This is a genomic window from Variovorax sp. Varisp36 (assembly GCF_047304235.1).
In the GTDB taxonomy this organism is placed as follows: Bacteria; Pseudomonadota; Gammaproteobacteria; order Burkholderiales; family Burkholderiaceae_C; genus Variovorax.
This window is the reverse complement of record NZ_JBGLYU010000001.1, coordinates 309,242-327,305: the sequence shown is the minus strand read 5'-3', so window position 1 is coordinate 327,305 and position 18,064 is coordinate 309,242. Positions and strand designations below refer to the sequence as shown.

Here is an 18,064-nt window from a genome sequence, read left to right as displayed (position 1 = left end):
GATGGCCAGCGTGGTGGAGCGCATGGCCCGTGCCGGCCACCCCCCGCTCGACCGGCTCACGCCCGAGGAGGCCAAGGCCTCCTACGAAAAGGGCGCCGGCGTGCTCGAAGTACCCAAGCCCGAACTGGCGCGGGTCGAAGACTTCAGCATCGAGGCCCGCGACGGGCATGCGATTCCGGCGCGGCTGTATGCGCCGTCCGTCGACGCGCTGCCCGCGCTGATGTACTTTCACGGTGGCGGCTTCACCGTCGGCAACATCCGCACGCACGACACGCTGTGCCGCGTGCTGAGCCTCAGGAGCGGCTGCGCCGTGGTGTCGGTCGACTATCGCCTGGCGCCGGCGTACAAGTTTCCCACCGCGTCCAACGACGCATGGGACGCCTTCGCCTTCCTGGCCCGCGAAGGCGGGCGCGTCGGTGTCGATCCGCGGCGCCTGGCGGTGGGCGGCGACAGTGCCGGTGGCACGCTGGCGGCCGTCTGCGCGATCCTTGCGCGTGACGCGGGCCTGCCGCTTGCGCTGCAGATGCTGATCTACCCCGGAACCACCGCGCACCAGGACACGGCCTCGCATCTGCGTCACGTCGACGGTCCGCTTTTGACCAAGTCGATGATCGATTTCTTCTTCGCGCAATACGTCCGCACGCCGGCCGACCGCGACGACTGGCGCTTTGCGCCGCTGCTGGCCGACGACGTCGAGGGCGTGGCGCCGGCCTGGATCGGCCTGGCCGAATGCGATCCGGTGGTCGATGAAGGTATCGCCTACGCCGACAAGCTGCGCGCCGCGGGCGTGCCGGTCGACCTGGAGATCTACCGCGGCGTGATCCACGAATTCGTCAAGATGGGACGGGCGATTCCCGAGGCGCTGCAGGCGCAGGAGGACGCGGCCCGCGCACTCAAGGAAGCACTGGCACCATGAGCGAAGCAGCCACCCAACGCAGCAATTTCCGCTTCTTCCACCGCCTGCGCGTACGCTGGGCCGAAGTCGACATGCAGAAGATCGTCTTCAACGCGCACTACCTGATGTATTTCGACACCGCCATCTCGGACTACTGGCGCGCCTTGGCGCTGCCGTACGAAGAGGCGATGCATGCGCTGGGCGGCGACCTCTACGTGCGCAAGGCCACCATCGACTTCCGCGCCTCGGCGCGCATGGACGACATGCTTGACATGGGCGTGCGCTGCGCGCGCATCGGCAATTCGTCGATGGTGTTCGAGGGCGGGCTGTTCCGGCAGGACCAGTTCCTGGTCGGCTGCGAGCTGGTCTATGTGTTCGCCGACCCGGCGACGCAGACTTCGAAGCCGGTGCCTGCTGTACTGCGAGAAGTGCTGACCGGCTACGAGGCCGGCGAGACGATGAGCACCGTCGAGACCGGCGACTGGGCCACCCTGGGCGAAGGCGCTGGCGCCCTGCGGCGCGCGGTGTTCATCGAGGAGCAGAACATTCCCGAAGCGATGGAATGGGACGCGCAGGACGCCGTGGTGCTGCACGCGGTGGCGCGCAACCGCATCGGGCAGGTCATCGCCACAGGGCGGTTGCTGGCGGCCGAGAACGGCGTCTCGCACATCGGCCGCATGGCGGTGCACCGCAACCTGCGCAGCGGCGGGCACGGCGCTGCGGTGATGCAGGTGCTCGAAGACGCCGCCAGGGCGCGCGGCGACAGCGTGGTGGCGCTGAATGCGCAGCGCAGCGCCGAGCGTTTCTATGCGCGGCTGGGCTATGTGCCGCACGGCGACGGCTTCGAGGAGGCCGGCATCCCGCACATCGAGATGCGCCGCTCCCTTCTTCCTTCTTCTTCTCAATAGCGCGCGGGCGGGTCCGGCACGTAGCCCGGGTCGGAACCCGGGAATGGCGACGGACCGGCCGGACGCGGCCAGCGCGGCGCGGGCGGCACCGGGATCACGCCCGCGGCAACGAGGTTCTCGCGGCTGTCGTAGCGGATGCGGACCACTTCGTCGGGCGACGGCTGTGCGCGCTCGAAGGTGGTCTTGCCGACATACGAGGTTTCGCGGCGGCCGTGCGCGGTGCCCAGGCTCGGGCTGGGCGCGGGCTGGCGCAGGCTGCCCGCGGGGGACTCCGCTGCTGCAGCGGCACCGTCGGCCGAACCGGCCTTCGCGCGCGCATCGCCCAGGGACGACGAGTCGCTTCGGCGCTCGCGCTCGCCGCGTTCGTCGCGGTACGGAAAAGGCGTGACCGGCGGCGGGGGCGGCTCGGGCATGCGCTCGCGGAACATCGCGACGCCGATCACGCCAACATCTTCCGGGCGGCCCGTGCGGCTCGCATAGGAGTTGCCGGCCGCGGCGAACTCGAAGGCCGCGATCTGCGAATCGCTCTTGCGCCAGCCGGTGATGTCGCTGCGCTCGCTGCCGCTGAACACATAGCCGTTCTGCCCGACGCCGGCCGTTTCGCCGGTGACGATGTTGACGCCGTCCACTGACATCACGGCCATGATGCGTTCGCCCGTCGCGTTGCGCGCCCGGATGGCGTAGCGCGCTCCGGGGCGGCCGGCCACCCAGTATTCGCCGCGGTGGCGGTAGATCGGCAGTTCGGTGCCGGTGCCGCGGTCGACCACGCTGATCTGCATCAGCGAGCCGATGCGGCTGGGCGGCGTGGGCGGGGCGTAAGGCCGCTCCGGGCTCTGCGCGCAGGCCGAGAAGGAGGCCGCGGCGCTCAGGGCCAGGGCGGTGGAAAAGAGTCTGCGCTTCATGGTGTCTTCCTTGCCGGGAGTTGATCGGTGCAGGCTTCTACGGCGCAGCATCGGCGGCAGGGTTAAACGACGCGCAAAAAAATGGCGCCATCTGTTCGATAGCGCCGAACGCCCCTTTTCTTCAAGGGCGTTGGGGGAATGGGAGACTCAGATGTCCTCGAGCAGGGGGTAGGGCAGCGGATCGACCGTGAGTGCCGGGCCGTCGGCCGCGCCCGCGTGCAGGCCACCGGCCTCGAGCGCCGCGATCTGCATCGAGACCAGCGCGGACCAGCCGCCGCCGGGCGCCGGCGCGGCCTGCGCCACGATGCCCACGGGCTGCTCGGGCTCGGCGGCCGCGAACACCTCCTGTCCGGCGGAGACGGGCGCATCGGCCTGAACGAGGTAGGTGCGCCGCTTCAGCGTGCCGCGGAACTGGCTGCGCGCGACCACTTCCTGGCCGGGGTAGCAGCCTTTCTTGAAGTTCACACCGCCGACCGATTCGTAGTTGATCATCTGCGGCACGAAGGCGTCGACGATCGGCGTGGTCAGCGTCACGATGCCGCTGCGCACCTCGCTCCACTGCCACAGGGCGGCATCTAGCGCGGGGCCCGTGGGTGCGGCGTGGCCGGCCGGCGCGATCCAGAGCGCACGCGGCACGCCGTCGGCCGGATACAGCGACACGGCGCTGGCGTCTTCGCCGACGGCCGTGCGCTTGCCGGGCGAAGCGGCGGCGTCGAGGCCGTTGCCGGCCAGGGCGGTGCCAGCCAGGCCATACAGCGCAAACTGCTCGGTGGCGTCGGTCAACTTGGCCTTGGCGCGCAGCACGAACATCGACAGGCGCTTGAGCGTCGCGGCCAGGATGTCGCGGCTGCACACCAGCAGGATCAGCTCCGGTTGCGGCTTGATGCCGATGAAACTCGCGATCACACGGCCCTTGGCGGTGCACAGCGCAGCCAGCCGGGCGTCGGAGGCCCCGAGCAGCGAGAAGTCCTGGGTGAGCTGGCCGTGCAGGAAGCTGGCGGCGTCCGGGCCCTCGGCACGGATCACACCGAGGTGGGAGAGGGCGGTCACGCCATTGAGAACGACTGTGGTCATCGCTGAATTATCATGGCCGGGCCTGTTCCTTCGGGGCGGCAGGGGCTCCTTCCCTGCAGCCTGCGAATCCATCGGTTTTCTCCGGCTTTTTCCGTCTTCCCCATATCGGATCCGTGCGCAGCTTCTTCCTTACGCTTTTCCTGCTCGCTGCCCTGATCGCGCTCGCGCTCGGCGGCGCCGGTCTCTGGTGGGTGCACCAGCCGCTCAAGCTGCCGGCGCCCAGCGTCGACCTGTCTGTCGAGCCCGGCACCACGCCGCGCGGCATCGCACAAGCCGTGGCCGACACGGGCGTCGACGTGCAGCCGCAGCTGCTCTACCTGTGGTTCCGCATCTCGGGACAAGACCGCCAGATGCGCGCCGGCAGCTACGAGCTGGAACGCGGCGTCTCGCCCAAGCTGCTGCTCAACATTCTGGTGCGCGGCGAGGAAGCCACGCGCAGCCTGGTGCTGGTCGAGGGCTGGAACATCCGCCAGGTGCGCGCCGCGCTCGCCAAGGCCGACCAGCTCAAGCCAGACAGCGTGGGACTGAGCGACGAGGCGCTGATGGCCAGGCTGGGCAAGCCGGGCCTGCATCCGGAAGGGCGTTTCTTTCCGGACACCTACACCTACTCGAAAGGCTCGACCGACATCGCCCTGATGCAGCGCGCGATGCGGGCCATGGACAAGAAGCTCGAAGCCGCCTGGGCCGCCCGCGCTTCCGATCTGCCGTTGAAATCGGCCGATGAGGCTCTTATTTTGGCCAGCATTGTCGAAAAGGAGACAGGCAAGGCCAAAGACCGCTCGGAAATCGCGGCTGTCTTCACCAATCGCCTGCGCATCGGCATGCCGCTGCAGACCGACCCGACGGTGATCTACGGCATGGGCACCGCCTTCGACGGCAACCTGCGCAAGAAAGACCTGCTGACCGACACGCCCTGGAACACGTATACGCGCGGCGGGTTGCCGCCGACGCCGATTTCCATGCCCGGCAAGGCAGCGCTGCTGGCTGCGGTGCAGCCGGCGCAGAGCAAGTCGCTGTACTTCGTCTCGCGCGGCGACGGCACAAGCCAATTCAGCAGTTCGCTCGACGACCACAACCGCGCGGTCAACCGCTATCAGCGCGGCGGCGGCAGCGATTCCAAACCGAAGGCGACCCAATGAGTGACAACGGTCTGTTTCTGACGCTCGAAGGCATCGACGGGGCGGGCAAGTCGAGCCACCTCGATGCGCTGGAAGCCCTGTTCAGGGCGCAGGGCCGCGAGGTCGTGCGCACGCGCGAGCCCGGTGGTACGCCGCTGGCCGAGACGCTGCGCGAGTTGATCCTCGATCAGCCGATGGACCCGCTGACCGAATCGCTGCTGGTGTTCGCGGCACGGCGCGACCACATCGCGCAGGTCATCGAGCCGGCGCTGGCGCGCGGCGACGTGGTGCTGTGCGACCGGTTCACCGACGCGACCTTTGCCTACCAGGGCGCGGGGCGGGGCTTCGATGAAGCCGTGCTGTCGACGCTCGAACAATGGGTGCAGGCGGAGGCGGGCAGGGCGGCGCCACTTCAGCCGCACATCACGCTGTGGTTCGACCTGGCGCCCGGGATCGCGGCGCAGCGATTGGCCGGCGCCCGCGTGCCCGACAAGTTCGAAGCCCAGCCCGTCGAATTCTTCAGCCGCGTCGCCCAGGGCTACGCGGCCCGCGCGGCCGCTGATGCGAACCGCTTCGTGCGCATCGATGCCAGCCAGGCCCGCGACCAGGTGTGGCAGCAGGTCGAAACGGCATTGGTGGCGCGTGGCGTGCTGAACCGAGGATCCGCCCGATGAGCGTGCCGGCCCTGTCCCCCTGGCTGCGCCAGCCGCTCACGGAGTTGCTGCGCCAGCGCGGCCATGCCTGGCTGCTTCAAGGTCCCTCCGGCATCGGCCAGTACGAACTGGCGCTGGCGCTCGCGTCCGCATGGCTGTGCGAGCAGCCGACGCCGGGGGGCACGGCCTGCGGCCACTGCGCCAGCTGCCATGCCATCGAGGTTCGCACCCATGCCGACCTGTGCGTGCTGATGCCCGAAATCGCCATGCAGGAACTGAACTGGCCGCTCGACGAGAAGGCGCAGGCCGACATCGACGACAAGAAACGCAAGGCCAGCCGCGAGATCCGCGTCGAGGCAATGCGCGATGCGGTCGGTTTCGCGCAGCGAACCAGCGCGCGCGGCCGTGGCAAGGTGGTGCTGGTGTATCCGGCCGAGCGCATGAACACCATCACCGCCAATGCGCTGCTCAAGACGCTCGAAGAGCCCGTTGGCGACGTGCGCTTCGTGCTCGCCAGCGAGGCCGCGTGGCAACTGCTGCCGACCATCCGCAGCCGCTGCCTGGGCTTCACGCTGCCCTGGCCTGAAACCGCCGAGGCCGAAGCCTGGCTGGCCGCGCAGGACGTGCCCGCCGCCGATGCGGCCGCATTGCTGCGCGCCGCCGGCGGCCGGCCGAGCGACGCCTTGCGGCTCGCGCGCTCGGGTCAGTCGCCCAAGGCCTGGTCCTTGCTTCCCAAGGCCATGACGCGTGGCGACGTGGGTGCGCTGGCCGATCACGCACCGGCGCAGGCCGTCGGTGCGCTGCAGAAGCTTTGCCACGACCTGATGGCTGTCGGCAACGGCGCCGCATCCCGGTTCTTCGATGCTGCCGACCTGCCCGCCGCGCCGTCGCGGTTGGCGCTGGCGCGCTGGTCGAAGTCGTTGGCAAGTGCCGCGAGAACCGCGGAACACCCGTTCAATGCGGGTCTCATGCTGGAAGCGCTTGTGAGCGAAGCGCGAACCACCCTAAACTCTGCCGCTCGTCGCCCATGAACCAACCTGTCGCCTCCGCCGTTCCCAACGCCACGCCCGCCCGGCCGAGCGTCATCCAACTCGCCATCAAGGAAAAGGGCGCGTTGTACGCGGCTTACATCCCTTTGTTCGCAGAAGGCGGCATCTTCATTCCGACCACGCGCGAATACCGGCTCGGCGACGATGTCTATGTGCTGCTGACGCTGCCCGAAGACCCGCAGCGCTATCCGGTGGCAGGCAAGGTCGCCTGGATCACGCCATCGCGTGCGGCAGGCAACCGGGCACCGGGCGTGGGCATCCGGTTTCCGTCCGACGAAAAATCGCGCCAGCTCAAGGCACGCATCGAGGCTGCGCTGGGCGGTTCGATGGCCTCCGACCGTCCCACGCAAACCATCTGAGTTTTCCGCCGTCCCCGTGACGCGGAACTCCGTCGACGGCGCCACCTCCCACCAGGGAGTGCGCCGCGCACTTCACCATTTCCGATGTTCACCGATTCCCACTGCCACCTCACGTTCCCCGAGTTCGCGGACCAGATGCCGCAGATCCGCGCCGCCATGGCCGCCGCGCAGGTCGACCGGGCGCTTTGCATCTGCACCAAGCTTGAAGAGTTCGACGACGTGCAGGCGCTGGCCGCCAGCTACGACAACTTCTGGGCCAGCGTCGGCGTGCACCCCGACAACGAGGACATCGCCGAGCCCAGCGTGGAAGACCTGGTGCGGCTGTCGGCCCGGCCCCGCGTGGTCGCCATCGGCGAGACCGGCCTCGACTACTACCAGATGGAGGAACGCAAGGGCGGACGCAGCATCTCCGACATGGAATGGCAGCGCGACCGCTTTCGGGTGCACATCCGCGCCGCTCAACAGACCCGCAAGCCGCTGATCATCCACACCCGCGAGGCCTCGTCCGACACGCTGGCGATCCTCAAGGAGGAGGGCGAGGACGGCGCCGGCAATGCGGCCGGCGGCGTGTTCCATTGCTTCACCGAAACCGCCGAGGTGGCACGCGCGGCGCTCGATCTGGGTTTCTACATCTCGTTCTCCGGCATCCTGACCTTCAAGAAGGCCCAGGATCTGCGCGACGTAGCCGCTTTCGTGCCGCTGGACCGCATGCTGATCGAGACCGACAGCCCTTACCTCGCGCCCGTGCCGTACCGCGGCAAGACCAACAATCCGTCGTACGTGCCATTCGTGGCACGGCAGATCGCCGAACTGCGAAAAGTGCCCGTGGAGGCCATCGCCAAGGCCACGAGCGACAACTTCGAAACGTTGTTCAGGGACGTTAAATCATGAAGAACTACATCAAAAAATCTCTTTATCTCATTGTTTTTGCTGCATCTTTTTCAGTGCATGCTGGTTCGTTCGAAGACTTCTTCCGGGCCGTGCGTGGCGACAACGCCAGCGGCGTGCGCACGCTGCTGCAGCGCGGTTTTGATCCGAACACGCGCGACGAACACGGCCAGACGGGTTTGCTGATCGCATTGCGTGAGCCTTCGCCGAAAGTCATCCAGGTGCTGATCGAGTCGCCTCAGACCAATGTGGACCTGGCCAACGCCAAGGACGAAACCCCGCTGATGCTGGCCGCGATCAAGGGCCAGCAGGACCTGGTCACGCAACTGCTGAAGCGCGACGCTGCGGTCAACAAGACGGGCTGGACGCCGCTGCATTACGCCGCGACCAGCGGCCAGTTGACCATCATGAAGGTGCTGCTCGACAACTACGCATTCATCGACGCGCAATCGCCCAATGGCACCACGCCGCTGATGATGGCTGCGATGTACGGCTCGAGCGAGGCGGTGAAGCTGCTGCTGGCCGAGGGTGCGGACACCACGATGAAGAACCAGCTGGGCATGACGGCCGTCGACTTTGCCAACAAGGCGAACCGTCCGGAAGCGGCGTCGTTGATCACTGCGGCGGCGGCAGCCAAAGCCAATGCGCCCAAGGCGATTCCGAAGGACGGCAAATGGTGAAGCCGGCGGGCGCCATGTTGCTGGCGTTTGGACTGATGGGTTTCGCGTCCGGCGCGATGGCGCAGCACTCGATCTACAAGTGCGTACATGGCGGCAAGGTCGCCTATTCGAACGAGCCGTGCCCGGACGCGAAGAAGGTCGAGGTCAAGCAGACGAAGGGCGTGAACTACGAGGGCCGGGGTTCGGGGAGCGCGCTGAAGCGTTGATACCGGCTGGGGGCCTCGTTGTGTTCATCTGAAATAAACACAATGTGCATTATGTTAAATCATAACGGCCGATCGCCATGAGTTCGGCGAACCGCAACTGCAGGTCAAGGTAAGCCTCCAACGGACTGATCGTCATGACGCGATTATTGGCTCGACCGTTGGATTGGACTGCGGGGGGACAAAGTAGTTGGCCGGCACCCAACCAGCTTGCGCACCGCTCGTCAACACGGGATTGCTGCTTGCTTACGGGCTCCGTTCAAAGTGATCAATCCCGAGCCCCCCGCGCGGCGCAAGCACTGCATCGACCGGCCTCACTTCGTAGAGCAGTTGCCCATGGATTCCGGCCAAAGAAAGCTCTTGCGTCAGCACTGTGACAAGACTGGGTGCGCAAAACTGGGGCAACTGCTCGAATGCGGCCCAGCGGAACCCGTCCATCTCGGGGCGACGTCGTCCACGGCGGTCCATGTAGAAGCTGGAACACACGCAGGATTTCGCCTCGAAATGCCTCACCAGCACCGCAAAGAGCCGAAGCTCTTTGTCCCGGCGGTAGGGAAAAAGTCCAATCTCCCTCAGCTGAGCAGGCAGCAACCGGAGGCCGCATTCCTCGAACGCCTCACGCACGGCGGTCTGCGCGCCCTGCTCCTGCCCATCGCTTGCTCCCTTGGGGATGTCCCAATACCGGCTGCCGGTCGCATGGCAAAGCAGCAGTTGCCCTGCTGCATCGAACACCAGAACGCCATAGCTGGTCGACTTTTCCATTGCACAAGCCTCACGGCATCCGTACGGTGGCATCGCTCGCGCCTCGCGCCACGGGGGCACGTTGCGGACCGCGCGGAAGAATCGGCACGTAGCTGCGGGCCGAGCCGCGCATGACCAGCAAAGCGACGGTGTCGCTCTCTCTGATGGACTGGATCGCCGCATCGAAATCCGCCAGGCCGGCCACTTGCACATCGTTGACCGCGATCAGCATGTCGCCGTAGCGCAATCCCGCCCGCTGAGCCGAACCCGAGGCCGATTGCACAACGAGACCGGGATCCAGAAGGCTGATGCCCAGCACACCCTTTCGCTCCGAGAGTTCGAGCCCGAAGCGCGTCTCTTGCGGCAAGGCACGTGCGGCCAGCCGAGGCGCGAGGTCCGGTGGGATTTCGGCCACGCCTACCTGCATCGTCAACGGCGTTTTGTGGCGCCAGACTTTCAGTGCGAGCAGGCTGCCCTTGCGGGCTCCGGCTACACGATCCTGTATGTCGGCATAGGGCATTGTGGCAGCGCCATCGACGGCCAGCACCACGTCGCCGCTGCGAAGCCCTGCCAGCTCGGCGGGGCTGTCCGGGTCGACGCGCACCACCAGCGCCCCCAATGCGGTATCGAGCCCGAAGGCCGGCGCGAGTTCGACGGTCAGGGGCTGGATGCGGGCACCGATATGCCCCCGCATCACCCGCCCGGTGATACGAAGCTCGTCCGCAATGTGCATCGCCGTGTCGATCGGCAGGCTGAACGACATGCCGGAGTACCCCCCGCCGGGCGAGTAGGCCATCGAGTTCATGCCGACCACCCTGCCCCGTTCGTCGAACAACGGCCCGCCCGAGTTGCCCGGGTTGAGCGCGACGTCGGTCTGTATCAGCGGCACCCCGCTCCCACCTGACACGTAACGCGGATTGGCGCTCACCACGCCGGCGGTCACGCTGCGCTCGAAGCCGAAGGGGGCGCCCATCGCGGCGACCCATTCGCCCGGGCAGAGCTCGCTGCTGCGGCCCACGGTGACGACCGGCAAGTCGGACGCCGCGACCCGCAGCAGCGCCACGTCGGTGCGGCGGTCGATGCCAACCACCTCGGCATCGAAGCGGCGCTGGTCCTCGGTGACGATGGAGATAGCCTGGGCACCGGTCACCGCGTGCGCACTGGTCAGGATGTAGCCGTCGCGGCGGAAGATGAACCCCGATGCGAAACCGCGCTCCACGCCGCGGCCCCATTGCGTCGGTGCGCGCTGATCGCTGGCGGCAACCCAGTCGTTGCCCGTGCCCGCGACTGTCACGCTCACCACCGCAGGCGACTGACGCGCCGCGGCCGCGACGAAATCAGAGCCTTGCAGTCCCGACGACGTGCGCTCAAGGCACGACGATCGCGTCTGCGACCAGGTGCTCGTTCCGCCCGCCAGCGCGAATGCACCGAAGGCGGCCACGATCACGCCCCGTGCCAGGGTTGCGGCACTCATTCAACGCACCAGCAAGACCGGCACCGTGCACGCAGCCAGCACCTTGGTGGCAACCGACCCCAGCACCAGGTTGGTCAAGGTGCCATGGCCCCGCGAACCCATCATCACGAGATCGAACTGCCCCTTCTGCGCGAACGAAGCTATCTCCTCGGCGGGGTGGCCGATGCGGTGCTCGAAGCGGGCTTCGATGCCGTTCCTGGCCAGCAACGCGCGCACAGGCTCGAGCACCACCCGCGCATCGTCTTCGTAGTACCCGTGCACGATGTCCGGCCCTGCGAAGGCCGCGGCACGGTGCGGCACCGGCAGCACCGCATGGAAGACCGTGAAGGTGTGGCCCGCATTCGCCCAATCCTTGTGCGTGGTCAGGTAGGACAGCATGCGATTCGTGTAGTCGCTGCCATCGACGGCAAGCAGGATTTTCATGATGGTTCCTTCGGCGGAGACGTTCCCCGGTGCAAGGATGGTCCTCGCGCACCCGGCGCCTCGCCTTGCGCCAAATCAAGAAATCCGATGGCTCGCAGCACCTCGGCGCGACACCGCCGGTACTTGATGCAGCGCAAGGTCGCGGCTTCCGACGCTGCCTACATTGACTGTCCATGAACGCAGCAGAGGCAAGCATGAACAACGTCCTGGTGATCGTCTATTCCTACACGGGCACTTCCCGCCGGGTCGCGGAGCTCCTGTGCAGCCAGCAGAACTGGCACATCGCGAACGTCACCGAGGTGCGCCCTCGCAGCGGCGCCCTCGGCAGCTTGCGTTGCGTGCTCGACTCGTTCTTCCGGCGACAGCCCGCCATTCGCTACGACGGTCCGCCGCCCAGCGACTTCGATGCCGTCGTGCTGGTGTCGCCGATCTGGATGCTGCAACTCGCCGGCCCCATGCGCAGTTTCGTCGCGCGCCAACGCCAGCGGCTGCCCGATGTCGCCGTGCTCTCGGTCATGGGTGGACAGGGAGCACCGAACGCTGCAGCCGAGATCGGCAAGCTCCTGGGCCGCGCGCCGATCCTGAGCTCCTCGCTCACGATGCGCGAGGTCGACGACGGCAGTTGTGCGGCCCGCCTGCAGGCCTTCGGCAGCGCTGTGAGCAGTGCCGAAGATTCGCAGGCAGTGGTGCGCCCCGTGACGCTGTCGCCGCAATCGATCTGAAGGCCGAGTCCGGATCGACGTGGCCAACTTTCTCTTTCAGACAGGTGTGATACATCGCACCGCCCACCTCGCGTGGACGCTTGCCGCCGGCACTTCGCTGCTCTGTGCCTGCGCCGCGCCCAGACCTGTGCCTCCTTCGGCCCCTCGCGGACAGATAGCGGCCGCGACCGAGCCTGTTGCGGCGGGCACGAGTGGCTTCTCGTCCCTGGTTGCAAGTCGCAGCAAGTCGGTGGTCGATATCAGCACCCTGCGCATCGGACGCGACGAGACCCCGGAAGACATCGAACTGGAAATCGCCCCGGAGCACGACTTCGCCGACCGGCTGGCCTGGCCCCTGCCGGCGAGCGCGCGGATCAGCCAGATCCGCGACCTCGCCTCGGGCGTGATCATCCGCAGCGACGGCCTGATCCTCACGAGCGCCCACGTGGTCACGAACATCGACGAGGCCCAGGTCCAGCTGGACGACGGGCGCCGCTTCACGGCGCGCGTGGTCGGCGTCGACAAGCGCACCGACGTCGGCCTCCTGAAGATCGATGCGAGCGCCCTGCCCGTGGCCGTCATCGGCGACTCCTCGACGCTCAGCCCCGGCGACTGGGTGGCTGCGATCAGCTCGCCTTTCGGATTTCACGGCAGCGTGACGGCTGGCGTCGTCAGCGCTGTCGGGCGCGTCATGGGCGGCGCGGGCGAAATTCCCTTCATCCAGACCGACGTCGCCATCAATCCGGGCAGCTCGGGCAGCCCGCTGTTCAACAGCCGCGGCGAGGTCGTGGGCGTCAACTCGATGATCTACAGCGGCAGCGGCGGCTACATGGGCCTGTCTTTCGCGGTGCCGATCAACCTGTCGATGCGCATCGCCAACCAGCTGCAGGAACACGGAGCGGTGCTGCGGGCCTACCTGGGCGCCGAATTCCAGGAGATGACGCCTGCGCTGGCCCAGTCCTTCGGCCTGCCTGCTTCAACAACGGCCGGCGCCCTAGTGGTCCGCGTCGAGGCGGGCAGCCCCGCGGAAGCTGCGGGCCTGGCGCAGGGAGACGCGGTGCTGGCCCTCGACGGCAAGCCTCTATTGCACTTCATCGATCTTCCGCAGCAGATTGCGCAACGCGCGCCCGGCAGTCGGCTGCAGCTCGAGGTGTGGCGACGCGGCGCTGCCCGCGTGCTCCAGGTCGCGCTGGTCGTCCAACCCGCCGTCGCCGGCACCTCTTTCGCGGCCGCGGCGCCCGAATGGAACGACGGCCTGGGCTTGAGCGTGGGCGATCTCTCCCCCGCGCAGCGGCTGCAGTTGCGCATCGACAGCGGCCTGATGGTGCGTGAGGCCGGCGGCCTCGCGCGCAGCGAAGGCATCCGTGCCGGAGACGTGGTCGTGGCCATGAACACAACGAAGCTCTATCGCCCGGAGGACTTCAAGCAAAGCCTTGCGCGGGTGCCTCCCGGAGACACGGTCGCGCTGCTGGTGATGCGCGACCGCCGGCTCGCCTATGTGGCGATCCGCCTTCCGGCCTCGCGCCGTGGCCGCCTCTGACCGCGGCGCAACACCTCCATCGCAGCCATCGCATCTCAAGGACGACACACCATGAAACACCTCGACGCAGCCGACCGCCGCTCGCTTCATCTGCAGCTCGACATGCTGAAGCGGCAGGTTCTCGACGAACTCCGCGCCTCGGTGCCCACGGCCCAGCTCCTGGAATCCGGAGGCGGTCGCGAAGTGACGACCCATGCCGACGAAGCCGAAGCGGAGCGCGCAGCCGACGTGCATCTGGCCGAGATCGAGATCGATCGCACCAGGCTCGAAGCGATCGAGCTGGCGCTCGCGCGCCTGGCGGACGGACGCTACGGCGTCTGCGAAGACTGCGGTGCGGAGATTCCGCGTGCGCGGCTGTTCGCGCAGCCCACCGCCGTCCGGTGCGCGGCCTGCCAGACGAGCGTGGAAACAGGCCACAGGCACTGAAGGGGCGAAGATCCATCACTCGCCGTCGTTCTGGCGGCGGGTTCTGGCCTTCATTCCTTCTTTGACTTCTTTGCTTTCGGCCAGGTAACAGCTTTCCTTCCTTGGCCTGCTGGCGGTGTACACCGTGGAGCAGCGACTTCTTGACACCCCCGGTCCCGGCTGGGTGCGCCGCAGCGCGGCATGCCGCCGTTGTGCGACGCGCCGGGCACCTACGTGCTGGTGCGTTGAGCCGGCAACCGGCTCAGAGGGCCGGTCCCAGGCCGATGGGCGCGGGAACGATATTCACGATGCGCGTGAAGAGCGCGTTGTATTCGAGATCGGGCACGTGTCCGGTCATCGGGTCGCGGTTCTGGGCGAAGGCTTCGTCCAGGTCGCGCCAGTCGTTCTCGGTCAGCACGCGCTCGGCCAGCGGCAGGATCTCGCGCTCCTCCAGCGCCATGTGGCTCAGGTAGAAGTCGACATACTCGCCGACCGTTTTCTCGAATTCTTCGCGCCGCGACTCACCCAGCATCTCGAACGCGAGCAGCGCGTGCTCGACGTTGCGGATCCTGCGCTCACCCTTGGCATGGTCGCCGTCGAGCTTGTCGAGCAGATCCCGCGAGATCGGCGTCCTGGCGCGCAGCTTGGGAAACAGCAATTCGGTTTCCTTGCGGTGGTGGCGCTTCTCCGGAAACTCGTCCACGTAGAAGAGCATGGCTCGCAGCGTCGCGAAATCGGGCAAAGTGCCCTGCTTGCGGTGTTGCTCGAGCAGCATGACGATGGAGCGGAGCATGGCGGCGAGCGCGGCGTGCTCCTGGCGAATGATGCGAACGGTGGCGTGGGTCATGAGGGTTGTCCTGTGCATGCCTCAAGGGTGGCGCTTTCGTTCGCGCGCAGGCTTGTTCCAGATCAAGCCCTGGCCGTCGGCAGGCCCCGCGCTTGATCAATGTCAAGCCGCGCGGAGCGCCCGTGCGGATACTGGACCGATCCACACCACAAACCGGAGTCGTGCCATGTACCAGCGAATTCTTGTTCCCATTGACGGCAGTTCCACATCCAGCCATGGCCTGGCCGAAGCCATCAAGCTGGCAAAGCTCACGGGCGGGCGCCTGCGCCTGGCGCACGTCATCGACGAGTTGTCCTTCGCGCTGGCCATGGATGCCTACGCGGGCCATGCCGGCAATTGGCTCGAAGAACTGCGCGGCAACGCCACGAAGCTGCTCGAGGCCGCGCGGGCCAAGGCAGTCGAGGAAGGCGTCGAAGCCGACACCGTATTGCTCGACAGCTTCAAGGGCACCGTGTACGACCAGGTGATCGCCGAGGCGGAAGCATCGAAGGCCGAGCTGATCGTGATCGGCACTCACGGCCGTCGAGGACTCGGCCGCTGGGTCATGGGCAGCAGCGCGGAGCACATCCTGCGCCTGTCGCCAGTGCCGGTGCTGCTGGTGCGTGCGCCCGAAAGCGCGAAGACCGAACACGAGCGTTTCACGCTGCCGAGCGGAACGCTCGCCAGCCAGTGAGGGTTCAGCGGTTCGCGGTCGCGGCGCGCCAGCGCGCTGCGACCCGCGCGATGTCTACGGTGTCTTCGGTGGAGACCTCGATGGCCAGCGCGCGCTCGTCGGCTGCCAGCGGGTCTTGCCATTCGAACTGACGCTCCAGCACTGCAAGGCCGGCTTCCGAGGCGTCCGTGCCTGCCGTGTCGCGCTCGGCCACGCGGCGGCGCAGCGTGGCCGGGCTTGCGCGGCAATCCAGGATCGTGAAAGGCACGCGGAGCTCGGTTGCCAGGGCTTCGAAGCCGCGTCGCTCGGCGCCGCGCAGGAATGCCGCGTCCACGATCACCGGATAGCCCGCAAGCAGTGCATCGCGGGCGCAGGCGCGCAGCCTTTCGAAAGTCTGCCGCGTTGCCTGCGCGCCGTAGATGTCGAGCCCAAGGGCGGCGGAGCGCGCCAGCGGATCGAGGTCATACAGCCGCTTGCGCTCCACGTCCGATCGCACGCGGACAGCGCCCGCGGCGCCCAACAGTTGCAAGGCGACGCTGGATTTTCCTGAGCCCGACAAGCCGTGCGTGATCATCAGGCGGGCGCCCTCCTCCGGCTGCACCGTCATCCGCGTTGCGCAGGCCAGGTAGTCGGGCCGGGCCTCGCCATCCGGGGGCCTTGGACCCAGTCCCGTGGCCATGGCCCGCACCAGCGCCCGATAAACCTCGTAGAAGCGCCACACCTGCAGGCCCGGGTAGTCACCGCTGTGCTGCATCCAGGCGTCCAGGAAGCGGAGTGCGAGATCGTCGCGGCCGTGGGCCTTCAGGTCCATGGTGAGGAATGCAAGGTCGCTCATCACGTCGATCCAGCGCAGCGCCGGGTCGAACTCGATGCAGTCGAAAGGCATGAGCGCACCGTCGACCAGGACCACGTTGGCCATGTGCAGATCGCCGTGGCATTCGCGTATCGAGCCGCCCTGCTGGCGGGCGATCCATGCCATGCGCAGCACCTGGCCCTGCTCCCGAACCCACGTCTCCAGTGCTGCAAGGGGGGCGAGGCGGCTTTCGTCGCCCTGCGTCTGCAACGCGGCCAGCGCATCCGTAGCTGCTCGAACGATCGAGTCGGGACTGCCGAAGCCTGACACCGGCGTCGCTCGCTCCGCTGCCGCGTGCAGGGCCGCCAGCCGCTGCGCGAAGCCGTCGAGCAGCGCGGGCTGCAGCCGGTCTTCCACCAGCAGGTCGCGCAGCAGCGACGCCCCCGGAAATCGCAGCATGCGCACCACGTGGTCGATCACCGTGCCGGCGCCGCCGATGCGCGGCGACTCGCGCGTGCCGCAGACCGGTGCCACGTCGACGTAGAGCGAAGGAGCAAAGCGTCGGTTGAGGCGCAGCTCCTCCTCGCAGAAGTGCTTTCGGGCCTCGACGCTGCCGAAGTCCAGGAACGGCAGGCGTACCGGCTTCTTGAGCTTGAAGGCCTGCGTCTGCGTCAGCAGCACCCAGGAAATGTGCGTCTCGACCAAGGCCACGGGTTGCCCGGTCTCCCGCTGGAGTTGCTCTCGCAGTGCGTTGACCAGTATGGTGTCCATATGGCTTGTTTGCGACTCAGCGACATTCAAAAATGGCGAGAAAGCTCCAAGGCACCCTGACGCCTCAGTGCGCCATCAAGACCGGCACCGTCATCTGCTCGAGTATCTGCCGCGTCACGCCGCCCAGAATGCGCTCGCGCAGGCGCGAATGGCTGTAGCCGCCCATCACCAGCAGGTCGGCGCTCAGGTCCGAAACCCGCGACAGCAACGCGTCTGCGACGTCGATTTCGGTCACCTCGGACTCGGCACGCGCCTGCACGCCGTGCCTCAGCAGGAACTGGATCATGTCCGATACCAGCAGCTGCTGCGTGTTGTCTTCGTCGCGCGGGTGGCGCAGCGACAGGAGCGTGACGCGTGTCCCGCGCCTCATCGCCGGCAATGCCGCCTGAAGGGCCATGGCGGCTTCACGCGAGCCGTCCCAGGCCGCAACGATGTTCTTCGGGATCCCCCCGAACGCACCGGCCGAAGGCACGACCAGCACCGGTCGGCCCACTTCCATCAGCACCTGCTCGGCAAGCCCGCGCACCGTGGTGTCCTTCCTGTTCGAGTCGTCTTCCTGTCCGAGCACCACGAGATCGCTCGCGCGCCCGTACCGCACAACGGCGTTCACCGTAGCGCCATCGACCAGCCGCACCTCGTACGACAAGGGCCCCGATCCGGCGATGCCTTCCCTGAACTCGCGCGCGATAGCCTCGGCTCGCCGATGCAGATAGTCGGCCGACTCGACGATGTAGTCGGTCATGCCGGTGGCGATGGCGTCGGCGGGAATCACGCCGTCGTACAGGCCCGTGGGCACCAGCCCGACCAGGTGGCTCTCGTGCGCCCGGGACCACTGGGCCGCCATCGCGGCGCACACGGAACTGCGGACCGAATGGTCCAGGTGAACGAGGATGGTTTTGAAGTTCATGGATGCCCCGCAAGATGGTGCGCCGCGTCCTGGCGCAGGAAATGGACGTCAGACAGATGTTCGTGCCCCGGGAGCGCGCGG

Annotated in this window: 21 protein-coding genes; 13 read left to right on the top strand and 8 right to left on the bottom strand. The window is 67.3% G+C overall.

Translation table 11 applies throughout. The features are described 5' to 3' along the window. The first annotated feature begins 1 nt into the window (after position 1). Together ACCD11_RS01630 and ACCD11_RS01625 are read left to right on the top strand one after the other, a co-directional pair. A complete protein-coding gene (locus ACCD11_RS01630; protein ID WP_413312006.1) occupies positions 2 to 916 on the top strand; it encodes an alpha/beta hydrolase in 915 nt (304 codons plus the stop codon). Continuing rightward, positions 913 to 1,803 carry a YbgC/FadM family acyl-CoA thioesterase gene (locus ACCD11_RS01625; RefSeq protein WP_413311952.1) on the top strand — a complete coding sequence of 297 codons (891 nt, stop codon included), beginning with the start codon at positions 913 to 915 and terminating at the stop codon, positions 1,801 to 1,803. The genes ACCD11_RS01630 and ACCD11_RS01625 overlap by 4 nt, the downstream gene beginning before the upstream one ends. Here the strand turns inward: ACCD11_RS01625 and ACCD11_RS01620 are convergent. Beyond that, on the bottom strand, positions 1,797 to 2,705 hold the full coding sequence (locus ACCD11_RS01620; RefSeq protein WP_413311950.1) for a hypothetical protein: 909 nt from the start codon (positions 2,703 to 2,705) through the stop codon (positions 1,797 to 1,799). The two genes, ACCD11_RS01625 and ACCD11_RS01620, sit on opposite strands and share 7 nt — an antisense overlap. Before the next feature lie 147 nt (positions 2,706 to 2,852). Continuing rightward, positions 2,853 to 3,779, bottom strand: a complete 927-nt coding sequence (locus tag ACCD11_RS01615) for a YgfZ/GcvT domain-containing protein (RefSeq protein ID WP_413311948.1) — start codon at positions 3,777 to 3,779, stop codon at positions 2,853 to 2,855. 113 nt (positions 3,780 to 3,892) lie between these two features. Between ACCD11_RS01615 and mltG the strand changes: the two genes are divergently transcribed. The 7 genes from mltG to ACCD11_RS01580 all read left to right on the top strand — a co-directional run bounded on the left by mltG (position 3,893) and on the right by ACCD11_RS01580 (position 8,732). Beyond that, positions 3,893 to 4,918: an endolytic transglycosylase MltG gene (gene mltG, locus ACCD11_RS01610; protein ID WP_007827703.1), complete on the top strand. Its 1,026-nt coding sequence runs from the start codon at positions 3,893 to 3,895 to the stop codon at positions 4,916 to 4,918. Continuing rightward, positions 4,915 to 5,571 carry a dTMP kinase gene (tmk, locus tag ACCD11_RS01605; protein ID WP_413311946.1) on the top strand — a complete coding sequence of 219 codons (657 nt, stop codon included), beginning with the start codon at positions 4,915 to 4,917 and terminating at the stop codon, positions 5,569 to 5,571. The genes mltG and tmk overlap by 4 nt, the downstream gene beginning before the upstream one ends. Then, on the top strand, positions 5,568 to 6,581 hold the full coding sequence (locus tag ACCD11_RS01600; protein ID WP_413311944.1) for a DNA polymerase III subunit delta': 1,014 nt from the start codon (positions 5,568 to 5,570) through the stop codon (positions 6,579 to 6,581). The genes tmk and ACCD11_RS01600 overlap by 4 nt, the downstream gene beginning before the upstream one ends. Continuing rightward, the gene (locus tag ACCD11_RS01595) at positions 6,578 to 6,958 is read left to right on the top strand and encodes a PilZ domain-containing protein (RefSeq protein ID WP_007827708.1); all 381 of its coding nucleotides are present in this window, start codon (positions 6,578 to 6,580) and stop codon (positions 6,956 to 6,958) included. The genes ACCD11_RS01600 and ACCD11_RS01595 overlap by 4 nt, the downstream gene beginning before the upstream one ends. A gap of 84 nt (positions 6,959 to 7,042) precedes the next feature. Further along, a complete protein-coding gene (locus tag ACCD11_RS01590; RefSeq protein ID WP_007827710.1) occupies positions 7,043 to 7,849 on the top strand; it encodes a TatD family hydrolase in 807 nt (268 codons plus the stop codon). Continuing rightward, positions 7,846 to 8,526 carry an ankyrin repeat domain-containing protein gene (locus tag ACCD11_RS01585; RefSeq protein WP_007827713.1) on the top strand — a complete coding sequence of 227 codons (681 nt, stop codon included), beginning with the start codon at positions 7,846 to 7,848 and terminating at the stop codon, positions 8,524 to 8,526. The genes ACCD11_RS01590 and ACCD11_RS01585 overlap by 4 nt, the downstream gene beginning before the upstream one ends. Next, a complete protein-coding gene (locus tag ACCD11_RS01580; protein WP_007827714.1) occupies positions 8,520 to 8,732 on the top strand; it encodes a DUF4124 domain-containing protein in 213 nt (70 codons plus the stop codon). Before ACCD11_RS01585 ends, ACCD11_RS01580 begins: the two co-directional genes overlap by 7 nt. Positions 8,733 to 8,975: 243 nt before the next feature. On the opposite strand, the gene ACCD11_RS01575 is transcribed toward ACCD11_RS01580, so the two are convergent. From ACCD11_RS01575 to ACCD11_RS01565, 3 genes are read right to left on the bottom strand one after another with little or no spacing between them, the layout of a single operon-like run. Next, complete coding sequence (locus tag ACCD11_RS01575; protein WP_413311943.1) at positions 8,976 to 9,491, bottom strand: NUDIX hydrolase; 516 nt, start codon at positions 9,489 to 9,491, stop codon at positions 8,976 to 8,978. Positions 9,492 to 9,501: 10 nt separating this feature from the next. After that, the gene (locus ACCD11_RS01570; protein WP_413311941.1) at positions 9,502 to 10,944 is read right to left on the bottom strand and encodes a trypsin-like peptidase domain-containing protein; all 1,443 of its coding nucleotides are present in this window, start codon (positions 10,942 to 10,944) and stop codon (positions 9,502 to 9,504) included. Beyond that, positions 10,945 to 11,367, bottom strand: coding sequence for a universal stress protein (locus tag ACCD11_RS01565; protein ID WP_007827722.1), 423 nt, complete (start codon positions 11,365 to 11,367; stop codon positions 10,945 to 10,947). It abuts the gene before it with no gap. Positions 11,368 to 11,561: 194 nt separating this feature from the next. On the opposite strand from ACCD11_RS01565, the gene ACCD11_RS01560 reads away from it, so the two are divergent. From ACCD11_RS01560 to ACCD11_RS01550, 3 genes are all read left to right on the top strand, one after another. Next, on the top strand, positions 11,562 to 12,089 hold the full coding sequence (locus ACCD11_RS01560) for a flavodoxin family protein (protein ID WP_007827724.1): 528 nt from the start codon (positions 11,562 to 11,564) through the stop codon (positions 12,087 to 12,089). A gap of 229 nt (positions 12,090 to 12,318) precedes the next feature. After that, positions 12,319 to 13,608 (top strand): trypsin-like peptidase domain-containing protein, encoded by a 1,290-nt coding sequence (locus ACCD11_RS01555; RefSeq protein ID WP_413311939.1) that lies wholly within the window; start codon positions 12,319 to 12,321, stop codon positions 13,606 to 13,608. A gap of 51 nt (positions 13,609 to 13,659) precedes the next feature. Further along, entirely contained in the window at positions 13,660 to 14,034 is a 375-nt protein-coding gene (locus ACCD11_RS01550) for a TraR/DksA family transcriptional regulator (protein ID WP_007827728.1), read from the top strand. 241 nt (positions 14,035 to 14,275) lie between these two features. Here ACCD11_RS01550 and ACCD11_RS01545 read toward each other — a convergent pair whose 3' ends face one another. Continuing rightward, positions 14,276 to 14,860, bottom strand: a complete 585-nt coding sequence (locus tag ACCD11_RS01545) for a hemerythrin domain-containing protein (protein ID WP_413311937.1) — start codon at positions 14,858 to 14,860, stop codon at positions 14,276 to 14,278. A 166-nt stretch (positions 14,861 to 15,026) separates the two neighbouring features. Between ACCD11_RS01545 and ACCD11_RS01540 the strand changes: the two genes are divergently transcribed. Then, positions 15,027 to 15,533, top strand: a complete 507-nt coding sequence (locus tag ACCD11_RS01540) for a universal stress protein (protein ID WP_413311936.1) — start codon at positions 15,027 to 15,029, stop codon at positions 15,531 to 15,533. Between the two features lie 4 nt (positions 15,534 to 15,537). Here the strand turns inward: ACCD11_RS01540 and ACCD11_RS01535 are convergent, their stop codons facing one another. Further along, on the bottom strand, positions 15,538 to 17,076 hold the full coding sequence (locus ACCD11_RS01535; RefSeq protein WP_413311934.1) for an AAA family ATPase: 1,539 nt from the start codon (positions 17,074 to 17,076) through the stop codon (positions 15,538 to 15,540). 64 nt (positions 17,077 to 17,140) lie between these two features. Continuing rightward, the gene (locus tag ACCD11_RS01530; RefSeq protein WP_413311933.1) at positions 17,141 to 17,983 is read right to left on the bottom strand and encodes a universal stress protein; all 843 of its coding nucleotides are present in this window, start codon (positions 17,981 to 17,983) and stop codon (positions 17,141 to 17,143) included. Between the last annotated feature and the right edge of the window lie 81 nt (positions 17,984 to 18,064).